Below are 21,208 nucleotides of genomic sequence, written 5' to 3'. Positions count from 1 at the left end.
CATCGTGATGACTCCATTCGAGGATTCTGTGGAAGGTTGACTCGACGGATCACACGGTGGCCGCGTCCACGTCTGAGACGACACGCCCGACCACCGGGCGCTACACCACTATGCGGGACTCAACTACCTGCCCAGCCGGCCGCACCGTTCACCTGCCCAGCTCGATCCGGTCCTGGTCGCCCAGATCCACGCCCTGCGGCGGGAGCGCAAATGGTCCGCCCGACGCATCCATCACCACCTCGTCTCCGAAGGCCACCAGCTGTGCCTGCGCACCGTGGGGAGGTGGATGCACCGACTCGGGATCTCCCGCCTACGGGACCTGACCCCGGCCGGAGAAGACCTGCGCCAACAGCCGGCCCAGAGGATCACCGCCCGCGGGCCGGGGCACATGGTGCACCTGGACGTGAAGAAAATCGGGCGCATCCCCGAGGGGGGCGGCTGGCGTGCTCACGGCCGGGACTCCGAGAACGCGCGAGCGGCCAAGCGCGGGCCTGGCCGACGGGTCGGGTACACCTACCTGCACTCGGCGATCGACGGGTACACCCGCCTGGCGTACACCGAGGCGTTGGAGGACGAGCGCGCGGTGACCACGATCGGGTTCTTCTGCCGGGCGCGGGCGTTCTTCGCCGCCCACGGCATCCGGATCGACAGGGTGGTCACGGACAACGGGAACAACTACCGGGCCGCGGACTTCACCCGGAAGGTGGTCTCGCTCGGAGGCCGGCACCACCGGATCCGCCCATACACCCCGCGCCATAACGGGAAGGTCGAACGGTACAACCGGCTGATGGTCGACGAGGTCCTCTACGCCCGCCCCTACACCTCAGAGCAAGCTCGGCGTGAGGCCCTGCAGGTGTGGGTGAACCACTACAACTACCATCGGCCTCATACCTCCTGCGGAGACGCCCCGCCGGCCTCGTTGGCCCCGGCACGAGTCAACAACGTCATGCCCTCCTACAGCTAGGCTCGAAATGACGGCCTTTCCGGGCCCGGCTCAACCCTGAATCGGCTCGGAACTTGGCACTCCGGCAAGTTGCGGCCAGATCACGAATCCGCATTGTTGCATAACGTTCTGGCCACGGACCATTTCGACTAAGTGATAACTTGCTCGACGCGGAATTAGGAGGCCGTGGAAAAAGTCCAGAAAATGTACGCCAATGTCTACCGAGGTAACCCATGTCCTACCCCCACCCGCCGTGCCCGCATCGAGGCTGAAGCACAAGCCCGCCGTTCCCAGTACCGCCGTTCCCTCACCATGGGTGCGATAGGCCTGACCACCGTGGTGGGAGCCACGGTGGCCGGCATGGGCCCGGCCGCAGCCAACGAGGGCGCCTACTCCGCGCCCAGCGGCTCCACTGCTAATTCCTGTACGTGGGAGGGCGGTACCGCCGCCGAGACGTCCCGCTCTTCCAGGGTTCACACGCACTCGTCCGCGACCAGCAGTGAGCCGGCCCAGGATATCCAGCGGGCCTCTTACTCCACCGCTTCCTCCAGTAGTACTGGTTGGGGGGCGGCCGTGCAGTGGGCTACGGCCAAGGCTGCCGATCCGGGCGTCGGTTACGTCTGGGGTGGAAATGGCCCGACCGGCTACGACTGCTCCGGCTTCATTCAGAACGCGTTCGCGCAGGCCGACATTGAGCTGCCTCTGAACTCCAAGGCCCAAGTATGCGGCCGCTAGCCAATACGTCTCCCTGGACGACCTCCAGGTCGGTGACCTGGTCTTCTGGTCCAACAACGGCTCGGCCTCCGGGATCTACCACGTGGCCATGTACATCGGCGACGGCCAGATCGCCCACGCCCGCAACCCGCAAATGGGCGTGGCCGTGACCGCTGTCGACTACAGCCCCTGGAACATGATGGGCACCACCGCCCGCTACTGAACGGCACGCCACCACCCCGGGACGGCCCCGCAAGACGAAAGCCTCGGGGCCGTTCGATCTCAGGAGACCTCAGCCACCGTGCCCACCCCGCTGTCCCGCTGACCGAACCCCCCACCGGACACGCCAGCAGCTCACGTGGACGAACGTTGACATCCCTTGGGCCGCGTCCCGTCGGCCCCGTCCGGTGGTCCTTCCGGTGATGGGGCGTCATATGACACAAGTCTGGATGGCTCCCCCTCCCCTGTTGTCGCTTGCAGACGATGGGGCAGCGCCAAGAGCGCTAATTTGCAGCAGGTATGGCGCGGATGCGTCGGTAGAGGGTGGCTCGGGACATGCCCTAGCCAAGCAATGGCGCGGCTTGGCCACTCGTTACGACAAGCTAGCTCACCTACCGCGCCGCCGTCACCCTCTGCGCCATCTTCACCTGGCTACGCGCATAAGGGAGACACGCCCTAGTCTGGCTAGAATCCCCTGCCGCACAAAGGACTTCCGATGACTGGAATACCGTTTCTGCTCGTCTTCATCCTCGCCGTCGCCCTGATGATCGTCATGATCTCCAGATGGAAGATCCACCCCTTCCTCTCGATCATGGCCGTCGCCTTCGCCTTGGGGATCATCGGTGGGATACCGCTGGTGAAGTCGACCGGCGCCGAAGGGGAAGCGCCCGTCAAGGGCATCGCCGACGTGATCGGGGAGGGATTCTCCGGGATCTTCACCTCGATCGGCATCGTCATCATCCTGGGCACGCTCATCGGACTCATCTTGGAGCGCACCGGCGGCGCCTTCAGGATCGCCGATGCGCTCGTGAGGGTCGTCGGCAAGCGCTACCCCGTCCTGGCCATGCAGCTCATGGGCTGGGTGGTCTCCATCCCCGTGTTCTGCGACTCCGGATTCGTCATTCTCAACCCCATCCGCAAGGCCCTGGCCCGTCGTACCGGGGCGTCACCCGTGGCGATGACCGTGGCCCTGGCGGCAGGCCTGTACACCTCGCACGTCTTCATCCCGCCGACCCCGGGGCCCATCGCAGCGGCCCAGAACCTCGGCATCGGCGACCACCTTCTGTTGGTGATCGGCCTCGGCGTCCTCGTCTCGATCCCCGCACTCCTCGTCGCGTACCTGTACGCCCTCTACATCGGCAAGCGGGTGACCTCCCCTGAGGAGACCGGCACGGAGGATACGGATGAGCTGGAGGCGGCCTACGACGCGCTTCGCCGGTCCTACGGGCGGATGCCTGGGACCGCTGCGTCCTTCGCGCCCATCATCGCCCCCATCCTGCTCATGGCTCTCGGCTCGCTCGCATCCGTCCAGAAGTGGACCGGCCCCGCGGGTGACTTCGCCCGATTCCTCGGCACGCCGATGATCGCGCTCGCCGTCGGCACCCTCTGCGCAGTCGGCGTGCTGTTCAGCGTGCGCCGTGGCGAGACGTTCTACGACCTGACAGAGGAGACCCTCCGGGTCGTCGGCCCCATTCTGTTCATCACGGCGGCCGGCGGTGTGCTGGGGCGCGTCATCGCCGCCACCGACCTCGTCACCTTCATCGAGAGCAACGCTGCGCCGTTGTCGGTCATCGGACTGTTCTTCCCCTTCCTCGTCTCCGCCGTCCTGAAGACCGCGCAGGGCTCCTCCACCGTGGCCCTCACGACCACGTCGGCCATGGTCTTCCCGATGATGCCCGCACTGGGCTTCGAGACCCCGGTGGCCAGCGCGCTCGTGGTCATGGCCATTGCAGCCGGCGCCATGACCGTCTCCCACGCCAACGACTCGTACTTCTGGGTGGTCACCAACTTCAGCGGCATGACGCCCTCGCAGGGTTACCGCACCCAGACGATGGTCACGCTCCTGATGGGACTCACCTCCATCGTGTTCATCTGGATCCTCGGCCTCGTCCTCGTCTGACCCCGTCACCTGACTCAGGAGATCCACGCGTGCAGCGCATCATCGTCATCCCGGACTCGTTCAAGGGGGCCCTGTCGTCGCGGGAGGCGGGCTCCGCGATCGCGACGGGTCTCGCGTCGGTCACCGACACCGAGGTTCTCGTGGTGCCCATCGCCGACGGCGGGGAGGGCACCGTCGAGGCCTTCGTGGCTGCCGCAGGGGGCGCCTTGCGATCCGCGACCGTCTGCGGGGTGTTCTACGGCGAACGCGTGCCCGTCCACTACGGACTGGTCGAGCCGGACGTGGCGGTGGTGGAGACAGCCTCATGTGCCGGCCTTCCTCTCGCCTCCGGACGCGAGGACACGGGGCGGGCCACGACGTTCGGGGTCGGCGAGCAGATCCTCGACGCGGTGTCCGCTGGCGCGCGCAGAGTCATCGTCGGGGCCGGCGGGAGCGCGACGACGGACGGCGGCACGGGCGCTGCCGCGGCCCTCGGCGTCCGGTTCCTCGACGCCGCAGGTGAGGAGTTCGTCCCGACCGGCGACACCCTCACCCGGATTGCGCGGATCGACTCCACCCCGGCACGAGACCGGCTCCGCGACGTCGACGTGGAGGTGATGTGTGACATCAGCAACCCCCTCACGGGGTCGCAGGGTGCAGCCCACGTGTTCGGCCCCCAGAAGGGGGCGGATCCTGCATCAGTGGCGAGCCTGGACACCGGACTGGTCCATCTCGCGGGCATCATCGAGCGAGACCTCGGGGTCGTGATCGATGCGCTCCCCGGTTCGGGAGCGGCGGGGGGTCTCGCCGGTGGCCTGCACGCCTTCATCGGGGCCACCTTGAAGCCGGGTATCGACGTCGTCCTCGAGACGGCGGGTTTCCACGACCTCGTGAAGACCGCTGACCTCGTCATCACCGGGGAGGGGCGCATCGACGGCCAGTCCCTGGCCGGGAAAGTGCCGGTCGGCGTGGCCCAGGCCGTGCGCGCAGCCGGCCGTGCGATCCCGGTGATCGTCCTCACCGGCTCCGTGGGGCAGGACGCGGACACCCTCTACGACGAGGGCATCACCGCGATCGTGCCCATTGGCCGCGGGCCCCAGGACCTGGCGACAGCGATCCGCCGTACAGCAGAGGACCTGACCGCGACCGCCCGCGACGTCGGGCGGCTGGTGATGGCCTGCTCCCCCGCCGGGCTCACACGGTGAGGAGGGTGAGGACGGGCGGAGGCTCGTCCTAGCCCACGAGGACTCGGTGGCGCTGCGCCGCATGGCGGTGTTCGACGTGATCGTCAACAACGCCGACCGCAAGGGCGCCCACATCCTCGCCATGCCCGGCGGTCACCGGTACGGGGTGGACCACGGGCTCACGTTCCACGTGCAGGACAAGCTGCGGACCGTGCTGTGGGGATGGCTGGGCGAGGCGCTGAGCGAGGAGGAGCGCGACGGCGTCGGCCGGGTAGTCGCGGAGCTCGACGGCGAGCTGGGGCGAAGGCTCGGGGAGTTGCTCAGTGCCGACGAGATCGGCGCCCTTGCCGAACGCTTACCCAGTTGTTCGACGACGGAATCTGCCCTGCCCCGAGCGGGCTGACGCCGACCGTGCCTTGGCCGCTGTTCTGAGCTGAAGGGGCCCTGAGTGCGGCGGGCCAGGAAGGCCGAGGGTCACCGCGTCCGTCGCCCATCACGTGACTCAAGGCGAGCCGACTCCCCTGCGGCGTTCCATAGTTGTGAGCCAGGAGGGACAGAGCACCTCGGACTTAGGGCGTGTCTGACAATGAGTCCAGGGGCCGGCTGACACCCTGAAAGGCATGTCTCGTTTCCAGATGCTCTCCGATGCCCAATGGGAACTGATCGCCCCGATGCTCCCGACCCGGACCGGTCGGCAGGGCCGGCCGTTCTCGGATGCCCGCACGATGGTGGAGGCAATCATCAACCGGTACCGGTGCGGGATTGCCTGGAGGGATCTGCCCGAGGTCTACGGGCCCTGGCAGACCGTGTGGACCTGGCACCGCCGGATGGCGGCCGAGGGCACCTGGGACACGGTGCTGACAAAGCTGACCGCCGCCGCTGACGCGCAGGGCTTGGTGGACTGGTCGGTCTCGGTGGACTCCACGATCGCCCGCGCTCACCAGCACGCCACGAACACCACCCGCCACACAGGGGGATGGATCGAACTACAAGAATCCGCGTGAAGAGCCGGCCGATCACGGCATCGGACGTTCTCGCGGCGGGCTGAGCACGAAGATCCATCAGCTCGTGGACGGGGCCGGGCTGCCGCTGGTCAGCCTGATCACCGCCGGCCAAGCAGGAGACTCGCCCATGCTGCTGCCCCTGCTGGGGCAGCTGCACGTGGCCCGCCCGGTGGGCCGGCCCCGGACCCGCCCGGACGCGCTCCTGGGCGACAAGGCGTACTCATCACGGGCGATCCGCGCCCACCTGCGTGCCCGCCGGATCAAGGCGGTCATCCCCGAGCCGGCCGACCAGCAGGGCCATCGCAGACGCCGCGGCCCCCGCGGTGGTAGGCCCGTGGGCCTCGACGCGGCCGCCTACAAGGGCCGCAACGTCATCCAGCGCCAGTACGCCCAACTCAAGCAGTGGCGCGGGCTGGCAACCCGGTATGACAAGTACTCCACCGTCTACCGGGCCGCCGTGGTGCTGAACGCGGTGATCGCGTGGTCCAAACGATTGTCAGACACGCCCTAGAGGCTCTTCACCCGAGTGAAGAGCTCACGCAGGGCCGCGTCTGAGAGATCAATGATCGGCTCGTACATGAACGAGTTCACGTGGATGTTCTCCGGCGTCATGAGCACGACGTCGTCGAGTATGCGGCGTGACTCGTCGGTTCCGTGGCCCCGGCCCTTGTACGCCTGGAAGAGCGCCTGGGTCTGGTTCCCAGTGATCCCATCCGTGAACGTCGGGTCGTCAAGGACGGCCACCATATGCTGCTCCGCGACAATGCGGGTGGCGATGGACAACACGACCTTGTTCTCGAAGTTGATGGCCTCGTCTGCGATGAGCGCCTCCTCTGCCTGCTCGAGCAGCAAGTCGATAACCGGCTTAGTGCCAGCATTCCACTTCTTCTTTTTGCTCGACTGGAAGGTCTCGTTGAAAATCCGGTCAAGCTCGGCGTTGTCGATGCTCGCCGATTCTGCCTTCCAATGCAACAGCGAGGTCAGCTTCAGGTAGTCGGGGTCATCCTCACCCCTGGTGTATTCGAGGATGTTGCGCACGAACGGCACCGAAGCAATACGCTGCATGCCGTTGCCAAAGAAGTTCTTCTTGAAACCATAGATGAATGGGTTCTTCACGTGGCTGGCTTGGTTCAGCGAGACCTTCCCCTCGCCCTTCTGCGCCATAAAGCACCTGTTGTAGCCAACGACACCTCGACTAAGAAGCGTGCGGAAGAAATCGAAGTTGTGCGTGAGGAGGATCAGCTTGAAGTTTGCGTGATCAGCCATCTCCTTGAGGTATTGGATGATGGCGTATTTGTTTTTGTAGTCGAACGAGTCGGCGAGGTCATCAATGATGAAGACCGTCTCCCGACCCGTCGCCTTGCGTGCTTCCATCTCGAAGAGGACGTTGAGGATGTAAAGCGCCTTCTTCTCGCCGTTGCTGAGCACTGACAGAAGGTCATCCCGCTCGACGCTGGCGGACTCCTGGCCGTCATTAAACTCGAAGACGAGCTTTAGCATGGAGTCCTGGCCGAGGGCCACTTGGTGCTTGTTCTCCGCGCGTAGAGTGAACGGCACGAAAAAGCGCTCGTTGAAGATCTTAATGACCTTGTCCCACTGGGTGCTTTCGGTAGCCGCCTGCTGTTCGATAGCCTTACGGCGCTTCTCGGTGTCTTTGTAGCACGTCACGACGCGCAGGTACGCCTCCTCGTGCGCCTTGAGATAGGACATCCAGACGTTCTGATGGAAGGTCTGGACGTTGGCGAACTCCGGGAGGAGGTCTTCGCGATTCGCGATGAACTCGAAGAACTTTCGCGTGTCCTCATTGCGCTGGACGGCGCGCTCGACACCTTCCATCTTCTTGCGTAGCGCATCATCATCGCTAATACGCTTCTTCTCTTCGGTGATCAGCGCCTGCAGGTCAGCGTCGCTCGTGATCTGGCGGGGCTCGTCCTCGCCGTGCAGTAGAAGCGAATGCTGAGCGGTGAAGAAGCCGTTGACACCGAGGCTCTTCGTAACGTTCGCAGCGTTGTAGTACGTGAACGAACTCCGGTTGAAGAACGTGGACTCGTCGAGAAGCTGGTTCAGCCGGGTCACATACGCTGCCAGCTGGGCTTGGACGTCAGCACCCTTGAGCGCGGTGGCCACCTTGTCGTTGAAGAGCACATCGTGGGGCAGGTCGGCAAACCGAGTGTCCTCGAGCTGCTCGACCTCGTAGGCAATGCGGACGAGAGCATCGTAGAACTTGTCATCGCTCTGCGTGAAGACCCTCGAGATCGTCGAGATTACGTCCTGTTTCGCACCCGACTGAGCCTTCAACTCCTTGACCAAGGCATCGCGGGCATCGAGGAGCTCCACCTGGAGCTCTTCGTACTCCTTCCTAAGCTCAGGGTTCACGAGCAGTGTCGAGGTCGACTCCGTCGGGCCGAGCTCCTCGTCGTAGGACAGGACAACGGCGACGCTGCGGGGGTCTGGCGACTGGCCGTTCTCGTCCGTGATCAAGCGAGAGGACTCCCGGTCAGGGAAGACTCGGTCGGTCGTCTCCTTGCCCGTGGCGAAGTCCTTAAACGTCCGGGCGAAGGAGGTCTTCATCGTGCCGTTGGGCGCGTAGATACCCACTGCGTTGCGGTCTCCAAAGTCCAGCGTCGCGTCAAACGATCGGATACCGTGGCAATTGGTCAGCTCGACCTTAAGCGTCTTCATGCCAACAGACTACGGTGCACACGGGCTCCGCGCGGCATAAACAGGATGAGCCACTGCCGGCAGCAGCACCTTGGGGCCGCCTACTCAGGCATACCATTGCCGAAGAGCACCTCGGAATGGAGCGTCTCGAGCTCGTCTTCAATTTCCCAAAACTCGCGGGAGAGCCATTTCAGGGCCGACTTCATGAAGGCCTTAGTGTCCCTCGCCGGGGCCGCTGTCCGGTACCCGCGCTTCATGGACACGAAGTCGAACGGCTCGCCCGTGTCCGGGTTCTTGACGAACGCGCCGTTGACCCACACGCCATGAACGACGAAGTGGCGGAGCTCAAGCGCTACCTCCAAGCGGTCGACGAGCGCTTTCGGGGCCGTGTCTCGGAGGGCTTTGACGAGACGTGAGCTGGTGTCGTCGTAACCTCTTGCCCGCGTATCCCAGTCGCCCGAGATCGCCTGCAGGAAGGTACCAGCGGCATCCTCGGCCCAGGCCGCCGCCATGACAACCTCACCGATGAGTTGCGGGAGCTCCGGGCTGACCTGCCGCCGGGACATCTGACGGGTGAGTGATTCTGGATCGTTGGCGAGAGCTCCCTTCAGCCGGTGGAGCAGCGCGGTGCCGACGGCAAGCTGCTCGGCCTTGGGTCGCGCCACGAGATCAGGCGGCATTAGCCACTCAACGAGCGCATCGATGAGGACGGGTTCGTCTTCCAAGGCCACGATCCCAATCATGCCAGCGAGCAAGTTCCGAAGTGACATCGGCCCCGCCATAGTCAGCTTCAGGCACGCTCTGACGCCATCCAGGAGAGCCAATCGTCCCATGCACCGAATGCGCCGTCATCCGCGGCGTGGTCAAAGCCGTGCGAATCGATGACCAGGCGAAAGTTGATGCCGACAGCAGTGTCACCGAGGGCCTCCAGCCCGACTATCAACAACTCACAGATGAACAAGGGAGCTGGATCAAGCACATCGTTCGCACTGAAGAAGGCCCTCGCCGCGGGCGGCCACGCACTGACGTACGCACGATCGTCAACGCGGCTTTCTACAAGACCCGCACTGGCATCACGTGGCGCGAGCTCCCAGCAGAGTTCGGGTCATGGCAGACCGCCTTGCGCCGGCACAACCAATTGATCGCGAGCTCCCAGTGGGACGAGATCACCCAAACGCTGGCGGAGGGACCCACTTGAGTGAGGACTTCCGTTTTGAGACAAGCCGACTTTTTGAGTCAGGCACGGGACGCTCTGAGCGACGGCAGGACGCAGATCTGCCCGCTCGACCCGGCAGCTTTTCCGGCGGCCGAGCACTGACCCGAACATCCGCGCACCGCACCCCGTCGAGCAAAACACCTGATGAGAGCCGGTTCCACAGCTGTCCCCCGCTCACGTCGCAATCAGGGAGAAGCAGAAGTCGTGATGCTCTCAAAAGTACGGTCTGACATGCCGTTTCTTAAACATTGAAGCGGAACTCCACGACGTCGCCACAGCTGCCAACCTCTGGCACGACACCGATCTACTCCAGGCGCGCACGACGGACCCCTTCCTTCGGTCGGCTTGACTCGTCATTACCGCAGCACTCGTCGCTCATCGCATGGCTCCTTCGATGTCGCAGCAGCCCGGGACCGTACGCCGGAGGCCGATGCACGGCACGCTCTGGTCGACGGCAAGGGTGACGTCAACCAGAGCGGTGAGCGCGGCGGCGATGTGAGGAGCTGCGGTCTTGTAACGGATCTGCTGACCCTTCGGCCCTGCGACGACGATCCCGCGGCCGCGCAGGCAGGGCGGCTGGTTGGAGACGTTGGTGCGCGCTCCTCGCGGCTCGATGACAGCCTTACGCCGACACGACAACGAGATGCGATTCCTCGGCCTGGATCAGTTCAGTGTCCTCAGGACACTGGAACACCTCGAGGTCGATTCGACTCGTGCCATCAGATGGGCTGTTGTTGCCGTCAGCGTTTTCAACGCGCCCATCCCCGAAATCAGGGAGATCGGTTTCCGGTGATGGCCCGTCGCCGCTGTCGCCATCGACACCGCCAGGACCAGGAGGCGTCGACGCGCTCAAGGCAGTAAGGCCCTGAAGAAGATGACAGAGCCGAACTGCGCCGGGGAGGCTGCCCAACGCTGCATCCTGCGCCGAAACATGCCAGGACCTAGCCGTGCCCGGCGTCGTGCCCTTAGCCCTGAGATGTGCATCAAGCATTGACGCTGGCAGGCACCATGCCCAGTGATTGAACCACGGTTGAAGTTGCACTTCGGGCGGTTCCGACTGCCACCTCGGGAGTATCCCGGACCAACGTCGCCGGGATGCCGCGTCACCTGCTGTCGAACTCGCGTAGCACGCTTGGCACCGTCCCCTGGAGTCAGGATCTGTAGTACAGGCACGCAGCCATGGCATGAACCGATTCGCGGGCTCAGCAGGCAACACGTAGGTGACATTCGCCGCCGTTCCTACGTAGCTGCTCAACTGGGTGCGGGGCACGTCCACGTACCACGGAGCCCCCGTGGCAGTACCAGAAGACAACGTCTTGAGCTCGAACACGATCGATCCAGATGAAACTGTGACCACGTGGTCTGGCGTTCCTGGCCCAGCATTGTTAGCTGGCGAGTAGACCTTTGCCGTTGGCAACGCCGCGAGCACTTCGAAGGCGAAGAGCGAATCGATCGTCCGCTCAGGCAGGATAGTTGGCACTTGCTCAAGATATCTCTACGCGCGCACAGAAGGCCACATGTAGCGCAGCAATCCGGCCGATATAAGCGCGTTCGCCTCGCTACGCTCGCTCAACGACCGCGAAGGGCTCACACGTTGAAGCGGAACTCCACCACGTCGCCGTCCTTCATCACGTAGTCCTTGCCCTCCATGCGCACCTTGCCGGCGGCCTTGGCCTCCGCCATAGAGCCGGCAGCGATCAGGTCTTCGAAGGACACGATCTCCGCCTTGATGAAACCCCGCTGGAAGTCGGTGTGGATCACGCCGGCGGCCTCGGGCGCCGTCGCGCCGACCGGAATCGTCCACGCTCGCGTCTCCTTCGGCCCCGCCGTCAGGTACGTCTGCAGGCCGAGAGTGGAGAAGCCCACGCGGGCCAGCTGGTCCAGCCCGGACTCGTCCTGCCCGGCCATCTCCAGCATCTCGGCGGCCTCCTCCTCGGAGAGCTCCACGAGGTCGGACTCGAGCTTGGCGTCCAGGAACACGGCTTCGGCGGGGGCCACCAGATCGCGCAGCTCCTGCTGCTTGGCCTCATCCCCCAGCACACCCTCGTCCGAGTTGAACACGTAGATGAACGGCTTGGCGGTGAGCAGGCTCAGCTCCCGCAGCCGGTCCATGTCCAGCTTGTCCTTGTCCTTCGCCGCGAAGATCGTCTCGCCCCGCTCCAGCACCGCGAGCGCGGCCTTGAGCGCCTCGAGGTCGGCGGGCTCCTTCTTCTTGCCCTTGACCTCCTTCTCGACGCGCGGGATCGCCTTCTCCACGGTCTGCATGTCCGCGATGATCAGCTCGGTGTTGATGGTCTCCATGTCCGAGGCCGGGTCCACCTTGCCGTCCACGTGGACGACGTCGCCGTCGTCGAACGCGCGCACCACCTGGGCGATCGCGTGGGCCTCACGGATGTTCGCCAGGAACTGATTGCCCAGGCCCTCCCCCTCGGAGGCGCCCTTGACGATGCCGGCGATGTCCACGAAGGACACCGTGGCCGGCAGGATGCGCTCGGAGCCGAAGATCTCGGCCAGCTGGGGCAGCCGCTCGTCCGGCAGGTTCACCACGCCCACGTTCGGCTCGATCGTCGCGAACGGGTAGTTCGCGGCGAGCACGGTCTGGCGCGTCAGCGCGTTGAACAGGGTCGACTTGCCCACGTTGGGCAGTCCCACGAATCCGATAGTCAAAGCCACAGTCCGGCAGTCTACCGGCGGGCCCACCGCGGCGGAGGCGTCCCGCACCGGCCCCGTTCCGTGGGCAGAACCGGCAGCCCCGCCCGCTCCGTGGGCAGAAAGCGCGCTCTCCCCTGTTCCGGGGGCAGAACCGGCAGGGTTTTCGCTTCCGGGGGCAGAAACCTTCGCTCTTCTGCCCACGGAACCCAGAGGCCCAGCGGCCACGGGGCCCGGCAACCCCAGCCCCCGCCCCCACGGAACCCAGGGACCCGCACCCAGGGACCCGCACCGCCCAGCACGCAGCCCCGCCCACATGACCGATCTGTAGGGTGGGCGGGCAGCCCTGACCCCGACGAGAGGAAGCACACCTGTGTCTGCCGAACAGAGGACGACAGCCGAGACCGCAGGGCCACCGGGTCCCCCCGACGCCGGAGGACCCGCCCACTCCCCCGTGAACTGGCCGGTGTTCGCCGGCACCGCGGGCATCGTCGTCGGCTTCGCCCTCTGGGCCATGCTCCTGCCCGCCCAGGCAGACTCCGTCATCTCGGCCACGGTGAGCTGGATCGCCGAGAGCTTCGGCTGGTACTACGTGCTCACGGCGGGCATCGTCGTCGTCTTCGTGATCGTCGTGGCGCTCAGCCGCCTGGGTCACGTGCGGCTCGGACCGGACCACGCCGTCCCGCAGTTCAACCTGTTCTCGTGGTCGGCCATGCTCTTCGCCGCAGGCATCGGGGTGGACCTGATGTTCTTCGCCACCTCCGGCCCGGCCACCAACCTGCTCACCCCACCGGACCTGCCGCCCATGTCCGACGAGGCCGCCCGCATGGCCCCGCTGTGGACGATCTTCCACTACGGCATCCCCGGGTGGGCCATGTACGCCCTGATGGGCATGGCCTTCGGGCTTTTCGCGTACCGCTACCACCTGCCCCTGAGCATCCGGTCGGCCATCGCCCCCATCTTCGGCCGCCGCGTGCACGGCGCAGTCGGCCACGCCGCAGAGATCGGCGCCACCGTCGGCACCATCTTCGGCATCGCCGTCTCCCTGGGCATCGGCGTCGTCTTCCTGAACGCCGGCCTCGCCCTGATCCTGAACGTGCCGGTGAGCACCGGCGTGCAGATCGCCCTCATGGCCCTAGCGGTGGGCATCACCATCGTCTCCACCGTCTCCGGCGTGGACAAGGGCATCCGCCGCCTCTCCGAGCTGAACGTCTACCTCGCCGTCGTCATCCTGGCCTGGGTGCTGTTCACCGGCCGCACCACGGACCTGCTCAACGCCCTGGTGCAGAACATCGGCGACTTCTTCGCCGGGTTCCCCGCGATGCTCCTGCGCACCTTCGCCTACACCGACGGCCCGGCGGCCTACCCGGCGGAGCAGTGGATGTCCGACTGGACGCTGTTCTTCTGGGCCTGGTGGATCGCCTGGGCGCCGTTCGTGTCCCTGTTCCTGGCGCGCATCTCCCGCGGCCGCACCCTGCGCGAGTTCGTCACGGGCGTGCTGCTGATCCCCTTCGCGTTCATCCTGCTGTGGGTGTCCGTCATGGGCAACGCCGCCATCGGCTTCTTCCGCGGCGGGGACCAGGCCCTGCTGGAGGAGGCCGTGAACTCCCCCGAGGCCGGCTTCTTCAGCCTCCTGGAGCAGTACCCCGGCTCCACGTTCCTGATCGGCCTGGCCGTGCTCACCGGCCTGTTCTTCTACGTGACCAGCGCCGACTCCGGTTCGCTCATCATGGCGAACATGACCTCCAAGGGCTCGGTCGAGGACTCCGACGGCGCCCCGTGGCTGCGCATCACGTGGGCGGTGATCACCGGCCTGCTGACGCTGTCCATGCTGTTCATCGACGGCGTCTACACCCTGCAGAAGGCCACCGTGATCGTGGGCCTGCCGCTCTCGGTGCTGCTGTACCTGGTGATGATCAGCCTGTGGCGGGTGCTGCACTCCGAGTCCCTGGCCATGGACTCGCGCACCGCCGCCCTGCCCGCCGTCCTCGCCGGCCAGGCCCGCGACTCCGGCAGCCGCGCCACCTGGCGCCAACGCCTGGCCCGGCGGATGAACTTCGCCACGGCCCGCCAGGCCGCCGCCTACATCGAGCGCGAGGTCGGCCCCGCCCTGGAGGAGGTGGCCGCCGAGCTGCGCGGCCACGACGCCGACGCCGCCGTCACCCACGGCGTCCACCCCGAGTCCGGGGTGCCCTGGGTGGACCTCACCGTCACCTTCGAGGGCCAGGAGGACTTCAAGTACCAGGTCTACCCCGTGGCCTACCCCGTGCCGGGCTTCGCGGGCAGCCTCAGCGTCGCCCAGGACACCCACTTCCAGCTCGAGGTGTTCTCCGCCAAGGGCTCGCGCGGCCGGGACGTGCTGGGCTACAGCCGTGAGCAGCTGTGCGCCGACGTCCTGGACGACTACGAGGCCCACCTGACCTTCCTCGCCATGACCGGCGAGGACTCCCATCTCGCCGAGCGCCTCGAGTCCGAGGTGCCGGATGAGTGGGGCGACGCCGACCGCTCGCCCGCCACGGGCGCCATGCCGGCCGTGGACGCCGCCCCCGCCTCCCAGACCGATCCCACCCACCCGTGAGGAGCACCATCCCCATGACCACCGATCCCACCGCCACCCAGTTCATCGACGGCGCCTGGGTGCCGTCCTCGGACGGCGGCACCCGCACCATCCACTGCCCCGCCGACGGCTCCGAGGTCGGCGTCGTCGCCGAGGGCACCCGCGAGGACACCCTCGCCGCGATCGCCGCCGCCCGCCGCGCCTTCGACAGCGGCGCCTGGCCCTCCACCCCCGCCGCCGAGCGCGGCGACCTGCTCATCCGCCTGGCCGACCACATCCTGGAGCACCGGGACGAGTTCGCCCGCGCCGAGGCCCTGGACACCGGCAAGCGCCTCGTGGAGGCCGAGGGCGACATGGCGGACATCGCCGCCTGCTTCCGCTACTTCGGCAAGATCGCGGACCAGAACCCCGGCCGGCTCGTCGACGCCGGCGACCCGACCGTCCTGTCCCGCGTGGTCACCGAGCCGGTGGGCGTGTGCGGCATGATCACCCCCTGGAACTTCCCGCTGCTGCAGGCCGCCTGGAAGATCGCCCCGGCCCTGGCCGCCGGCTGCACCTTCGTGCTCAAGCCCGCCGAGCAGACCCCGCACACCGCCATCCTCACGATGCGCGCCCTCGAGTCGCTGGGCCTGCCGGCCGGCGTCGCGAACCTGGTGCTGGGCCCCGGCGCCACCGTGGGCGAGCCGCTCTCCTCCCACCCGGACGTGGACCTGGTCTCCTTCACGGGCGGACTGGCCACGGGCAAGACCATCGCCCAGGCCGCCGCCGGCACCGTGAAGAAGGTCGCCCTCGAGCTGGGCGGGAAGAACCCCAACGTGATCTTCCCCGACGCCCACTACGAGGCGGCCCTGGACAACGCCCTCAACGCCGCGTTCACCGACTCGGGCCTGGTGTGCTCGGCCGGCACGCGCCTGATCGTCCACGAGTCGATCGCCGAGCGCTTCGTGGACGACCTCGTCGAGCGCGCCGGGCACATCGTGATGGGCGGCCCCTTCGACGAGCACGCCGAGACCGGCCCGCTGATCTCCGCGGCCCACCGGGACAAGGTGACGGACTACGTCCGCCGCGGCGTCGAGGCCGGCGCCCGCCTGCGCGTGGGCGGGCACTGGGGCGGCGAGGAGCACAAGGACGGCTTCTTCTACGCCCCCACCGTGCTGGACCGCTGCGACCGGGACAACCCCGCCGTCATCGAGGAGGGCTTCGGCCCGGTGATCACCGTGGAGACGTTCTCCACCGAGGCCGAGGCCATCGAGATCGCCAACCACACCGAGTACGGCCTCGCCGGGGCCGTGTGGAGCTCCGACGCCGGCACCTGCCAGCGCGTCTCCCGCGCCCTGCGCCACGGCACCGTGTGGATCAACGACTACCACCCCTACCTCCCCCAGGCCGAGTGGGGCGGCTTCAAGGCCTCCGGCATCGGCCGCGAGCTCGGCCCCACCGGGCTGGGCGAGTACGTGGAGCACAAGCACATCTACCAGAACACCGAGCCCGCGGTGACCGGCTGGTTCGCCGACCGCCGCTGAGCCCCCTCCCCGTGGGCGCGGGGCCAGACCCCGCGCCCACCCGTGACCACCGAAAGGACCCCCGGATCGTGACCACCACCACCCCCGACGCCTCGACCCCGCAGCCCGACACGCCCGTCTACGACTACATCGTGGTCGGCGGCGGCTCCTCCGGGGCCGCCCTGGCGGCCCGCCTGTCCGAGGACCCCCAGATCACCGTCGCCCTGCTGGAGGCCGGCCCCACCGACGTGGACCTGGACGAGGTCCTCGAGCTGCGACGGTGGCCCGAGCTGCTCGAGTCCGGCCTGGACTGGGACTACCCCATCGAGCCGCAGGAGAACGGCAACTCCTTCATGCGCCACTCCCGGGCCAAGGTGCTCGGCGGCTGCTCCTCCCACAACTCCTGCATCGCGTTCTGGCCTCCCCGGGAGGACCTGGACCAGTGGGAGACGATGGGCGCCACCGGCTGGGGCGCCGAGCACACCCTGCCGCTGGTGAAGAAGCTCGAGAACAACCGGGCCGAGGGCGATCACCACGGCCACGACGGCCCCGTCGAGCTGATGGACGTGCCCGCCGACGACCCGACCGGCGTCGCCCTGCTCGAGGCCGCCGCCCAGGCCGGCATCCCGACGACGACGTTCAACACCGGCGAGACCGTCGTGAAGGGAGCCAACTGGTTCCAGATCAACCGCAAGCAGGACGGCACCCGCGCGTCGTCGTCGGTGTCCTATCTCCACCCGATCCTCGACCGCGAGAACCTCGACATCCTCACGGACCACTGGGTGAGCGAGGTGCTCGTCGACGAGGACCGCCGCGCCTACGGCGTCCGGCACGTCGCGGACCGGCACGGCCGGCAGGCCGAGATCCACGCCCGCGCCGAAGTCATCCTCTCCGCCGGGGCGATCAACACGCCCAAGCTGCTGATGCTCTCCGGGATCGGCCCGGCCGAGCACCTGGCCGAGCACGGCCTCGACGTGCGCGTGGACTCCCCCGGCGTCGGCTCCCACCTGCAGGACCACCCCGAGGCGGTCATCTCCTGGGAGTCCAAGCAGCCCATGTACCGCGACGCCACGCAGTACTGGGAGATCGGGATCTTCTCGCCCACCAAGGAGGGGCTGGACCGCCCCGACCTGATGATGCACTACGGCTCCGTGCCGTTCGACATGCACACCTACCGGCAGGGGTACCCGACGGCGGACGAGACGTTCTGCCTGACCCCCAACGTCACGCACGCCAAGTCCCGCGGCGCCGTGCGCCTGCGCTCCAACGACTACCGGGACAAGCCGGCCGTGGACCCGCGCTACTTCACCGACCCGGAGGGTCATGACATGGCCGTCGCGGTGGCCGGCATCCGGCTGGCCCGGGAGATCGTCTCCCAGCCGGCGATGGCGGAGTGGGCCGGCCGCGAGCTCGCCCCGGGCGTGGACGTGCAGACCGACGAGGAGATCGCCGACTACGTGAAGCGGACCCACAACACCGTGTACCACCCGGTGGGCTCGGTGCGCATGGGCACCGACGACGACCCCATGAGCCCGCTCGACGCCCGCCTGCGGGTCAAGGGTGTGACGGGCCTGCGCGTGGCCGACGCCTCCGTGATGCCCGAGCACGTGACCGTGAACCCCAACATCACGTGCTTCATGATCGGCGAGAAGGCGGCACAGCTGATCCTGGCCGACCGCGCCTGAGCACCACGCGGAAGCGGCGGGCCCCCGGTGGGGGCCCGCCGCTTCTGCGTTCGGGGGCGGGCCGCGCGCCGGTCACGCGCGGCTCCGTCAGAGGGCGATCACTCGCCGGAGGTCTCGACGGCGGAGTCCTCCACTGCCTCACCCTCTACGGCCTCGCCCTCCACCTGGGCGGCGGAGCCGGTGTGCTTGACCTGGATCTTGCGCGGCTTGGCCTGCTCGGCCACCGGGATGGTCAGCAGCAGCACGCCGTCGCTGTAGTCGGCCTCGATCTTGTCCAGGGCCAGGCCCTGGCCGAGGTTGAGCTGGCGGGCGAAGGTGCCGGCCGGACGCTCCTTGGTGAGCCAGCGACGGTCCTCCCCGGCGGGGGCCTCCTTGCGCTCGGCGCGGACGGTGAGCGTGCGCTCCTCGACGTCCACGTCGATCGAGCTCGGGTCCACGCCCGGCAGCTCCACCTCGGCGACGAACACGTCGCCCTCGCGGTAGAGGTTCATGGGCATGGAGGCGGCGCCGGAGGTGCGGGCGAAGCCGGTCATCAGGCGCTCCATCTCGCGGAACGGATCAATGGGACGAGCCATGGTCGATCACTCCTCATGCAGGGCGGGCCGCTCCGGTTGAGCGGCGACTGTCCTGTGCAACGCCGTCCCCCCACGGGGTATTCCACGGAGTTGAGTCAGCCCCGCTCAACCCTGTCCAGGGCGGTCCGGAACGCCGTCTCCGCCTCCTTCCCGTAGGGCACGAACAGCACCTCGTCCACGGTGTCGCCCACCTCGTCCGCCATCGCGTGGCAGGTCTCGACGGCGATCCGCGCCGCGTCCTCCATGGGCCAGCCGTAGATCCCCGCGGAGATCGCCGGGAACGCGACCGTCCGGGCGCCGAGCCCGGCCGCCACCTTCAGGGACTCGCGGTAGCACGAGGCGAGGGTGTCGGACTTGTCGATGGTCTTGGCCCACACCGGGCCCACCGTGTGGACGACCCAGCGCGCGGGCAGGCGCCCCGCCGTCGTCGCCACGGCCTGCCCGGCGGGCAGCCCCTCCGGCAGGTCGGTCTCGCGCAGGCGGCGGCACTCGGCCAGGATCTCGGGGCCGCCACGCCGGTGGATGGCGCCGTCCACGCCTCCGCCGCCGAGCAGGGTGGAGTTGGCGGCGTTGACGACGGCGTCCGCGTGCGTGGCCGTGATGTCCCCGGGGGCGATGGTCAGCTGCATGTGCTCACGCTAGGCACGGGTGGGCGCCGTCGGACAGGGCCGGTAGCCTCGGCCCCATGAGCACCCCGACGCCCACCGGACCGACCCCCACGCCTCCCGGCGGCGAGCTGCTGCCGCTGATCAGCCTCGCGGTGGAGCACGTGTTCGACACGCTCGGCCGGCAGTCCGTGTTCGCCCCGACGATCCTCGCCGTCGCCGCCGACGGCCAGCGCGGCATGTGGGAGCACCCGGACCTCGAGCCCGAGCAGGCGGCCGCCACGGTCGCGAAGATCAGCCCGCGCCCCACGCGGGCGGTGGCCGTGTTCGACGGCGAGATCGAGACGGCGGACGGGCCCCGCCCGGCCGTCGCGGTGGAGGCCTTCGACGCCGCCGCCCTGGCCTCGACCCGCATGGTCTTCCCCTATCTGCCCGGCGTCGCCGCGGCGGGCATCGCCGCCCGCGTCGACGGCGACCCGCAGGTCGTGGCCAACGGCCCCAACCCGCTCTTCGGCTGAGCCGCCCGCCCCGACGACGGCGCGCCGCCGCCTAACGTGTCCCTGCGGCCTGCGAGGGTGGGGTCATGGAGATCCTCAGCCTGCTGCTCGCCCTCATCCTCGGACTCGTGCTGGGTGCCCTGGTGGGCGCGTGGCTCATGTGGCGCCGGGCGGCCGGCGGCGGTGAGGAGGCCCGCCGGGCCCAGGCCGAGCTGGCCGCGCTGCGCACCGAGCACCAGGGGGCGCGAGAAGAGCTCGCGGCCGCCCGGGCGGAGCAGCGCGCGCTCACGGCCGCGCGCGCCGAGGACGCCGAACGCCAACGCGCGGAGTCCCAGGTGATGTCCACGCTCGCCCCGCTGGGCCAGCGGCTGGCGGCGCTCCAGGAGCAGGTGAGCGTGCTGGAACGGGATCGGGCGTCCCAGTTCGGCCGGCTCGGGGAGCAGCTCCGCGCCGCCGCGGCCACGGACCGTGACCTGCTGAACCAGACCACGTCGCTCATGGCCACCCTCAAGTCCACCTCCGCGCGGGGCCACTGGGGCGAGGCGCAGCTGCGGCGGGTCGTGGAGGCGGCGGGCATGCTCCACCACGTGGACTTCACGGAGCAGGCCACGCTGTCCGGCAGGGACGGCGAGCGCCTCCGCCCGGACCTCGTGGTGTCCCTGCCCGGCGGCAAGGCCATGGCCGTGGACGCCAAGGCCCCCATCGGGGACGCGCTGGCCGCCGAGGCCCTCGCGGACGAGCCCGGCGAGGAGGCGTACGAGCGGCGCCAGGCGCTGGCCGCCCAGCACGCCGCGGCCGTGCGCCGCCACGTGGACCAGCTCTCCGCGAAGTCCTACTGGGCCGGCCTCGAGCACTCCCCCGAGCTGGTCCTGTGCTTCCTGCCCGCCGAGTCGCTCCTGGCCGCGGCCCTGGACGCGGACCCCGGGCTGCTGGACCACGCGTTCTCGCGGAACGTCGCGCTCGTCGCCCCCGTCTCCCTCCTGACCGCCCTGAAGTCCGTGGCCTACGCGTGGCGGCAGGACACCCTGGCCGAGAACGCCCACACTGTGGTGGCCAGCGCGAAGGACCTCTACGAGCGCCTCGGCACGCTCGGCACCCACCTGGACCGCATGGGCGGCTCCCTCAAGACCGCCGTGGACCGCTACAACCAGCTCGTCGGCAACGTCGAGTCGCGCGTGCTCCCCGCCGCCCGGCGCCTCCGCGACGCCGACCCGGGCCTGGCCCCCACGCCGGACATCCGCACGCTCGAGTCCGCGCCCCGACCCCTGGCCGCCCCGGAACTGGTCACGGGCGTGGAGGAGGACGAGCTGCGCCGTCG

Annotated in this window: 15 protein-coding genes and 4 pseudogenes; 13 read left to right on the top strand and 6 right to left on the bottom strand. The window is 68.1% G+C overall.

Going from position 1 to position 21,208, the window contains the following annotated elements; genetic code table 11:
- Positions 1-112 precede the first annotated feature (112 nt).
- The 7 genes and pseudogenes from J1M40_RS08615 to J1M40_RS08585 form a co-directional block, all read left to right on the top strand.
- A pseudogene (locus tag J1M40_RS08615) lies at positions 113-964 on the top strand (IS481 family transposase); the annotation flags it as partial.
- A 183-nt stretch (positions 965-1,147) separates the two neighbouring features.
- A complete protein-coding gene (locus tag J1M40_RS12910; RefSeq protein WP_100057286.1) occupies positions 1,148-1,678 on the top strand; it encodes an NlpC/P60 family protein in 531 nt (176 codons plus the stop codon).
- A pseudogene (locus J1M40_RS12905) lies at positions 1,677-1,880 on the top strand (C40 family peptidase); the annotation flags it as partial. The gene J1M40_RS12910 and the pseudogene J1M40_RS12905, both read left to right, overlap by 2 nt.
- 492 nt (positions 1,881-2,372) lie before the next feature.
- Entirely contained in the window at positions 2,373-3,776 is a 1,404-nt protein-coding gene (locus J1M40_RS08600; RefSeq protein WP_100057284.1) for a GntP family permease, read from the top strand.
- 29 nt (positions 3,777-3,805) lie between these two features.
- A complete protein-coding gene (locus tag J1M40_RS08595) occupies positions 3,806-4,960 on the top strand; it encodes a glycerate kinase (RefSeq protein WP_100057283.1) in 1,155 nt (384 codons plus the stop codon).
- A 1-nt stretch (position 4,961) separates the two neighbouring features.
- A pseudogene (locus J1M40_RS08590) lies at positions 4,962-5,371 on the top strand (SCO1664 family protein); the annotation flags it as partial.
- A gap of 188 nt (positions 5,372-5,559) precedes the next feature.
- Positions 5,560-6,454, top strand: a protein-coding gene (locus J1M40_RS08585) for an IS5 family transposase (protein ID WP_119217896.1) whose coding sequence is annotated in 2 segments (ribosomal slippage) — positions 5,560-5,916 and positions 5,918-6,454 — 894 coding nt in all. Because the reading frame shifts where the segments join, the coding sequence is not laid out codon by codon here.
- Here J1M40_RS08585 and J1M40_RS08580 read toward each other — a convergent pair.
- Both J1M40_RS08580 and J1M40_RS08575 read right to left on the bottom strand, forming a co-directional pair.
- Positions 6,451-8,625: a phage infection protein gene (locus tag J1M40_RS08580; RefSeq protein ID WP_100057280.1), complete on the bottom strand. Its 2,175-nt coding sequence runs from the start codon at positions 8,623-8,625 to the stop codon at positions 6,451-6,453. The two genes, J1M40_RS08585 and J1M40_RS08580, sit on opposite strands and share 4 nt — an antisense overlap.
- Positions 8,626-8,705: 80 nt before the next feature.
- Complete coding sequence (locus J1M40_RS08575) at positions 8,706-9,335, bottom strand: hypothetical protein (protein WP_129866848.1); 630 nt, start codon at positions 9,333-9,335, stop codon at positions 8,706-8,708.
- 128 nt (positions 9,336-9,463) lie between these two features.
- Between J1M40_RS08575 and J1M40_RS12750 the strand changes: the two genes are divergently transcribed.
- Positions 9,464-9,802 (top strand): transposase, encoded by a 339-nt coding sequence (locus J1M40_RS12750; protein WP_240739683.1) that lies wholly within the window; start codon positions 9,464-9,466, stop codon positions 9,800-9,802.
- Between the two features lie 393 nt (positions 9,803-10,195).
- Here the strand turns inward: J1M40_RS12750 and J1M40_RS12745 are convergent.
- A pseudogene (locus J1M40_RS12745) lies at positions 10,196-10,417 on the bottom strand (transcriptional regulator); the annotation flags it as partial.
- 990 nt (positions 10,418-11,407) lie between these two features.
- Positions 11,408-12,493 carry a redox-regulated ATPase YchF gene (gene ychF, locus J1M40_RS08565; RefSeq protein WP_100058129.1) on the bottom strand — a complete coding sequence of 362 codons (1,086 nt, stop codon included), beginning with the start codon at positions 12,491-12,493 and terminating at the stop codon, positions 11,408-11,410.
- Between the two features lie 430 nt (positions 12,494-12,923).
- Here ychF and betT point away from each other — a divergent pair, with 430 nt between their 5' ends.
- The 3 genes from betT (at position 12,924) to J1M40_RS08550 (ending at position 18,213) form a co-directional block, all read left to right on the top strand.
- On the top strand, positions 12,924-15,047 hold the full coding sequence (betT, locus tag J1M40_RS08560) for a choline BCCT transporter BetT (protein ID WP_206450705.1): 2,124 nt from the start codon (positions 12,924-12,926) through the stop codon (positions 15,045-15,047).
- A 14-nt stretch (positions 15,048-15,061) separates the two neighbouring features.
- Positions 15,062-16,549 (top strand): aldehyde dehydrogenase family protein, encoded by a 1,488-nt coding sequence (locus tag J1M40_RS08555; RefSeq protein WP_206450704.1) that lies wholly within the window; start codon positions 15,062-15,064, stop codon positions 16,547-16,549.
- A gap of 68 nt (positions 16,550-16,617) precedes the next feature.
- Entirely contained in the window at positions 16,618-18,213 is a 1,596-nt protein-coding gene (locus J1M40_RS08550) for a GMC family oxidoreductase N-terminal domain-containing protein (protein WP_206450703.1), read from the top strand.
- Between the two features lie 98 nt (positions 18,214-18,311).
- On the opposite strand, the gene J1M40_RS08545 is transcribed toward J1M40_RS08550, so the two are convergent.
- Together J1M40_RS08545 and J1M40_RS08540 are read right to left on the bottom strand one after the other, a co-directional pair.
- Positions 18,312-18,788, bottom strand: a complete 477-nt coding sequence (locus tag J1M40_RS08545) for an Hsp20/alpha crystallin family protein (RefSeq protein WP_041104345.1) — start codon at positions 18,786-18,788, stop codon at positions 18,312-18,314.
- Between the two features lie 95 nt (positions 18,789-18,883).
- On the bottom strand, positions 18,884-19,417 hold the full coding sequence (locus J1M40_RS08540; protein ID WP_206450702.1) for an O-acetyl-ADP-ribose deacetylase: 534 nt from the start codon (positions 19,415-19,417) through the stop codon (positions 18,884-18,886).
- Positions 19,418-19,473: 56 nt separating this feature from the next.
- Here J1M40_RS08540 and J1M40_RS08535 point away from each other — a divergent pair, with 56 nt between their 5' ends.
- Together J1M40_RS08535 and rmuC are read left to right on the top strand one after the other, a co-directional pair.
- The gene (locus tag J1M40_RS08535) at positions 19,474-19,911 is read left to right on the top strand and encodes a hypothetical protein (RefSeq protein WP_051995311.1); all 438 of its coding nucleotides are present in this window, start codon (positions 19,474-19,476) and stop codon (positions 19,909-19,911) included.
- Between the two features lie 65 nt (positions 19,912-19,976).
- The coding region (gene rmuC / locus J1M40_RS08530; RefSeq protein ID WP_206450709.1) for a DNA recombination protein RmuC at positions 19,977-21,208 on the top strand (1,232 nt) is incomplete at its 3' end.

This window comes from Micrococcus sp. KRD026 (assembly GCF_017168445.1).
Classification (GTDB): Bacteria; Actinomycetota; Actinomycetes; order Actinomycetales; family Micrococcaceae; genus Micrococcus; species Micrococcus luteus.
The sequence above is the reverse complement of the archived record's forward strand: the minus strand, read 5'-3'. Positions and strand labels throughout refer to the sequence as shown.

Excerpts from the sequence above, each read along its gene's own strand:
- J1M40_RS12910 (WP_100057286.1), top strand. The coding sequence starts at position 1,148 with ATGTACGCCAATGTCTACCGAGGTAACCCATGTCCTACCCCCACCCGC.
- J1M40_RS08600 (WP_100057284.1), top strand. The coding sequence starts at position 2,373 with ATGACTGGAATACCGTTTCTGCTCGTCTTCATCCTCGCCGTCGCCCTG.
- J1M40_RS08580 (WP_100057280.1), bottom strand. The coding sequence starts at position 8,625 with ATGAAGACGCTTAAGGTCGAGCTGACCAATTGCCACGGTATCCGATCG.
- J1M40_RS08555 (WP_206450704.1), top strand. The coding sequence starts at position 15,062 with ATGACCACCGATCCCACCGCCACCCAGTTCATCGACGGCGCCTGGGTG.
- J1M40_RS08545 (WP_041104345.1), bottom strand. The coding sequence starts at position 18,788 with ATGGCTCGTCCCATTGATCCGTTCCGCGAGATGGAGCGCCTGATGACC.
- J1M40_RS08540 (WP_206450702.1), bottom strand. The coding sequence starts at position 19,417 with ATGCAGCTGACCATCGCCCCCGGGGACATCACGGCCACGCACGCGGAC.
- J1M40_RS08535 (WP_051995311.1), top strand. The coding sequence starts at position 19,474 with ATGAGCACCCCGACGCCCACCGGACCGACCCCCACGCCTCCCGGCGGC.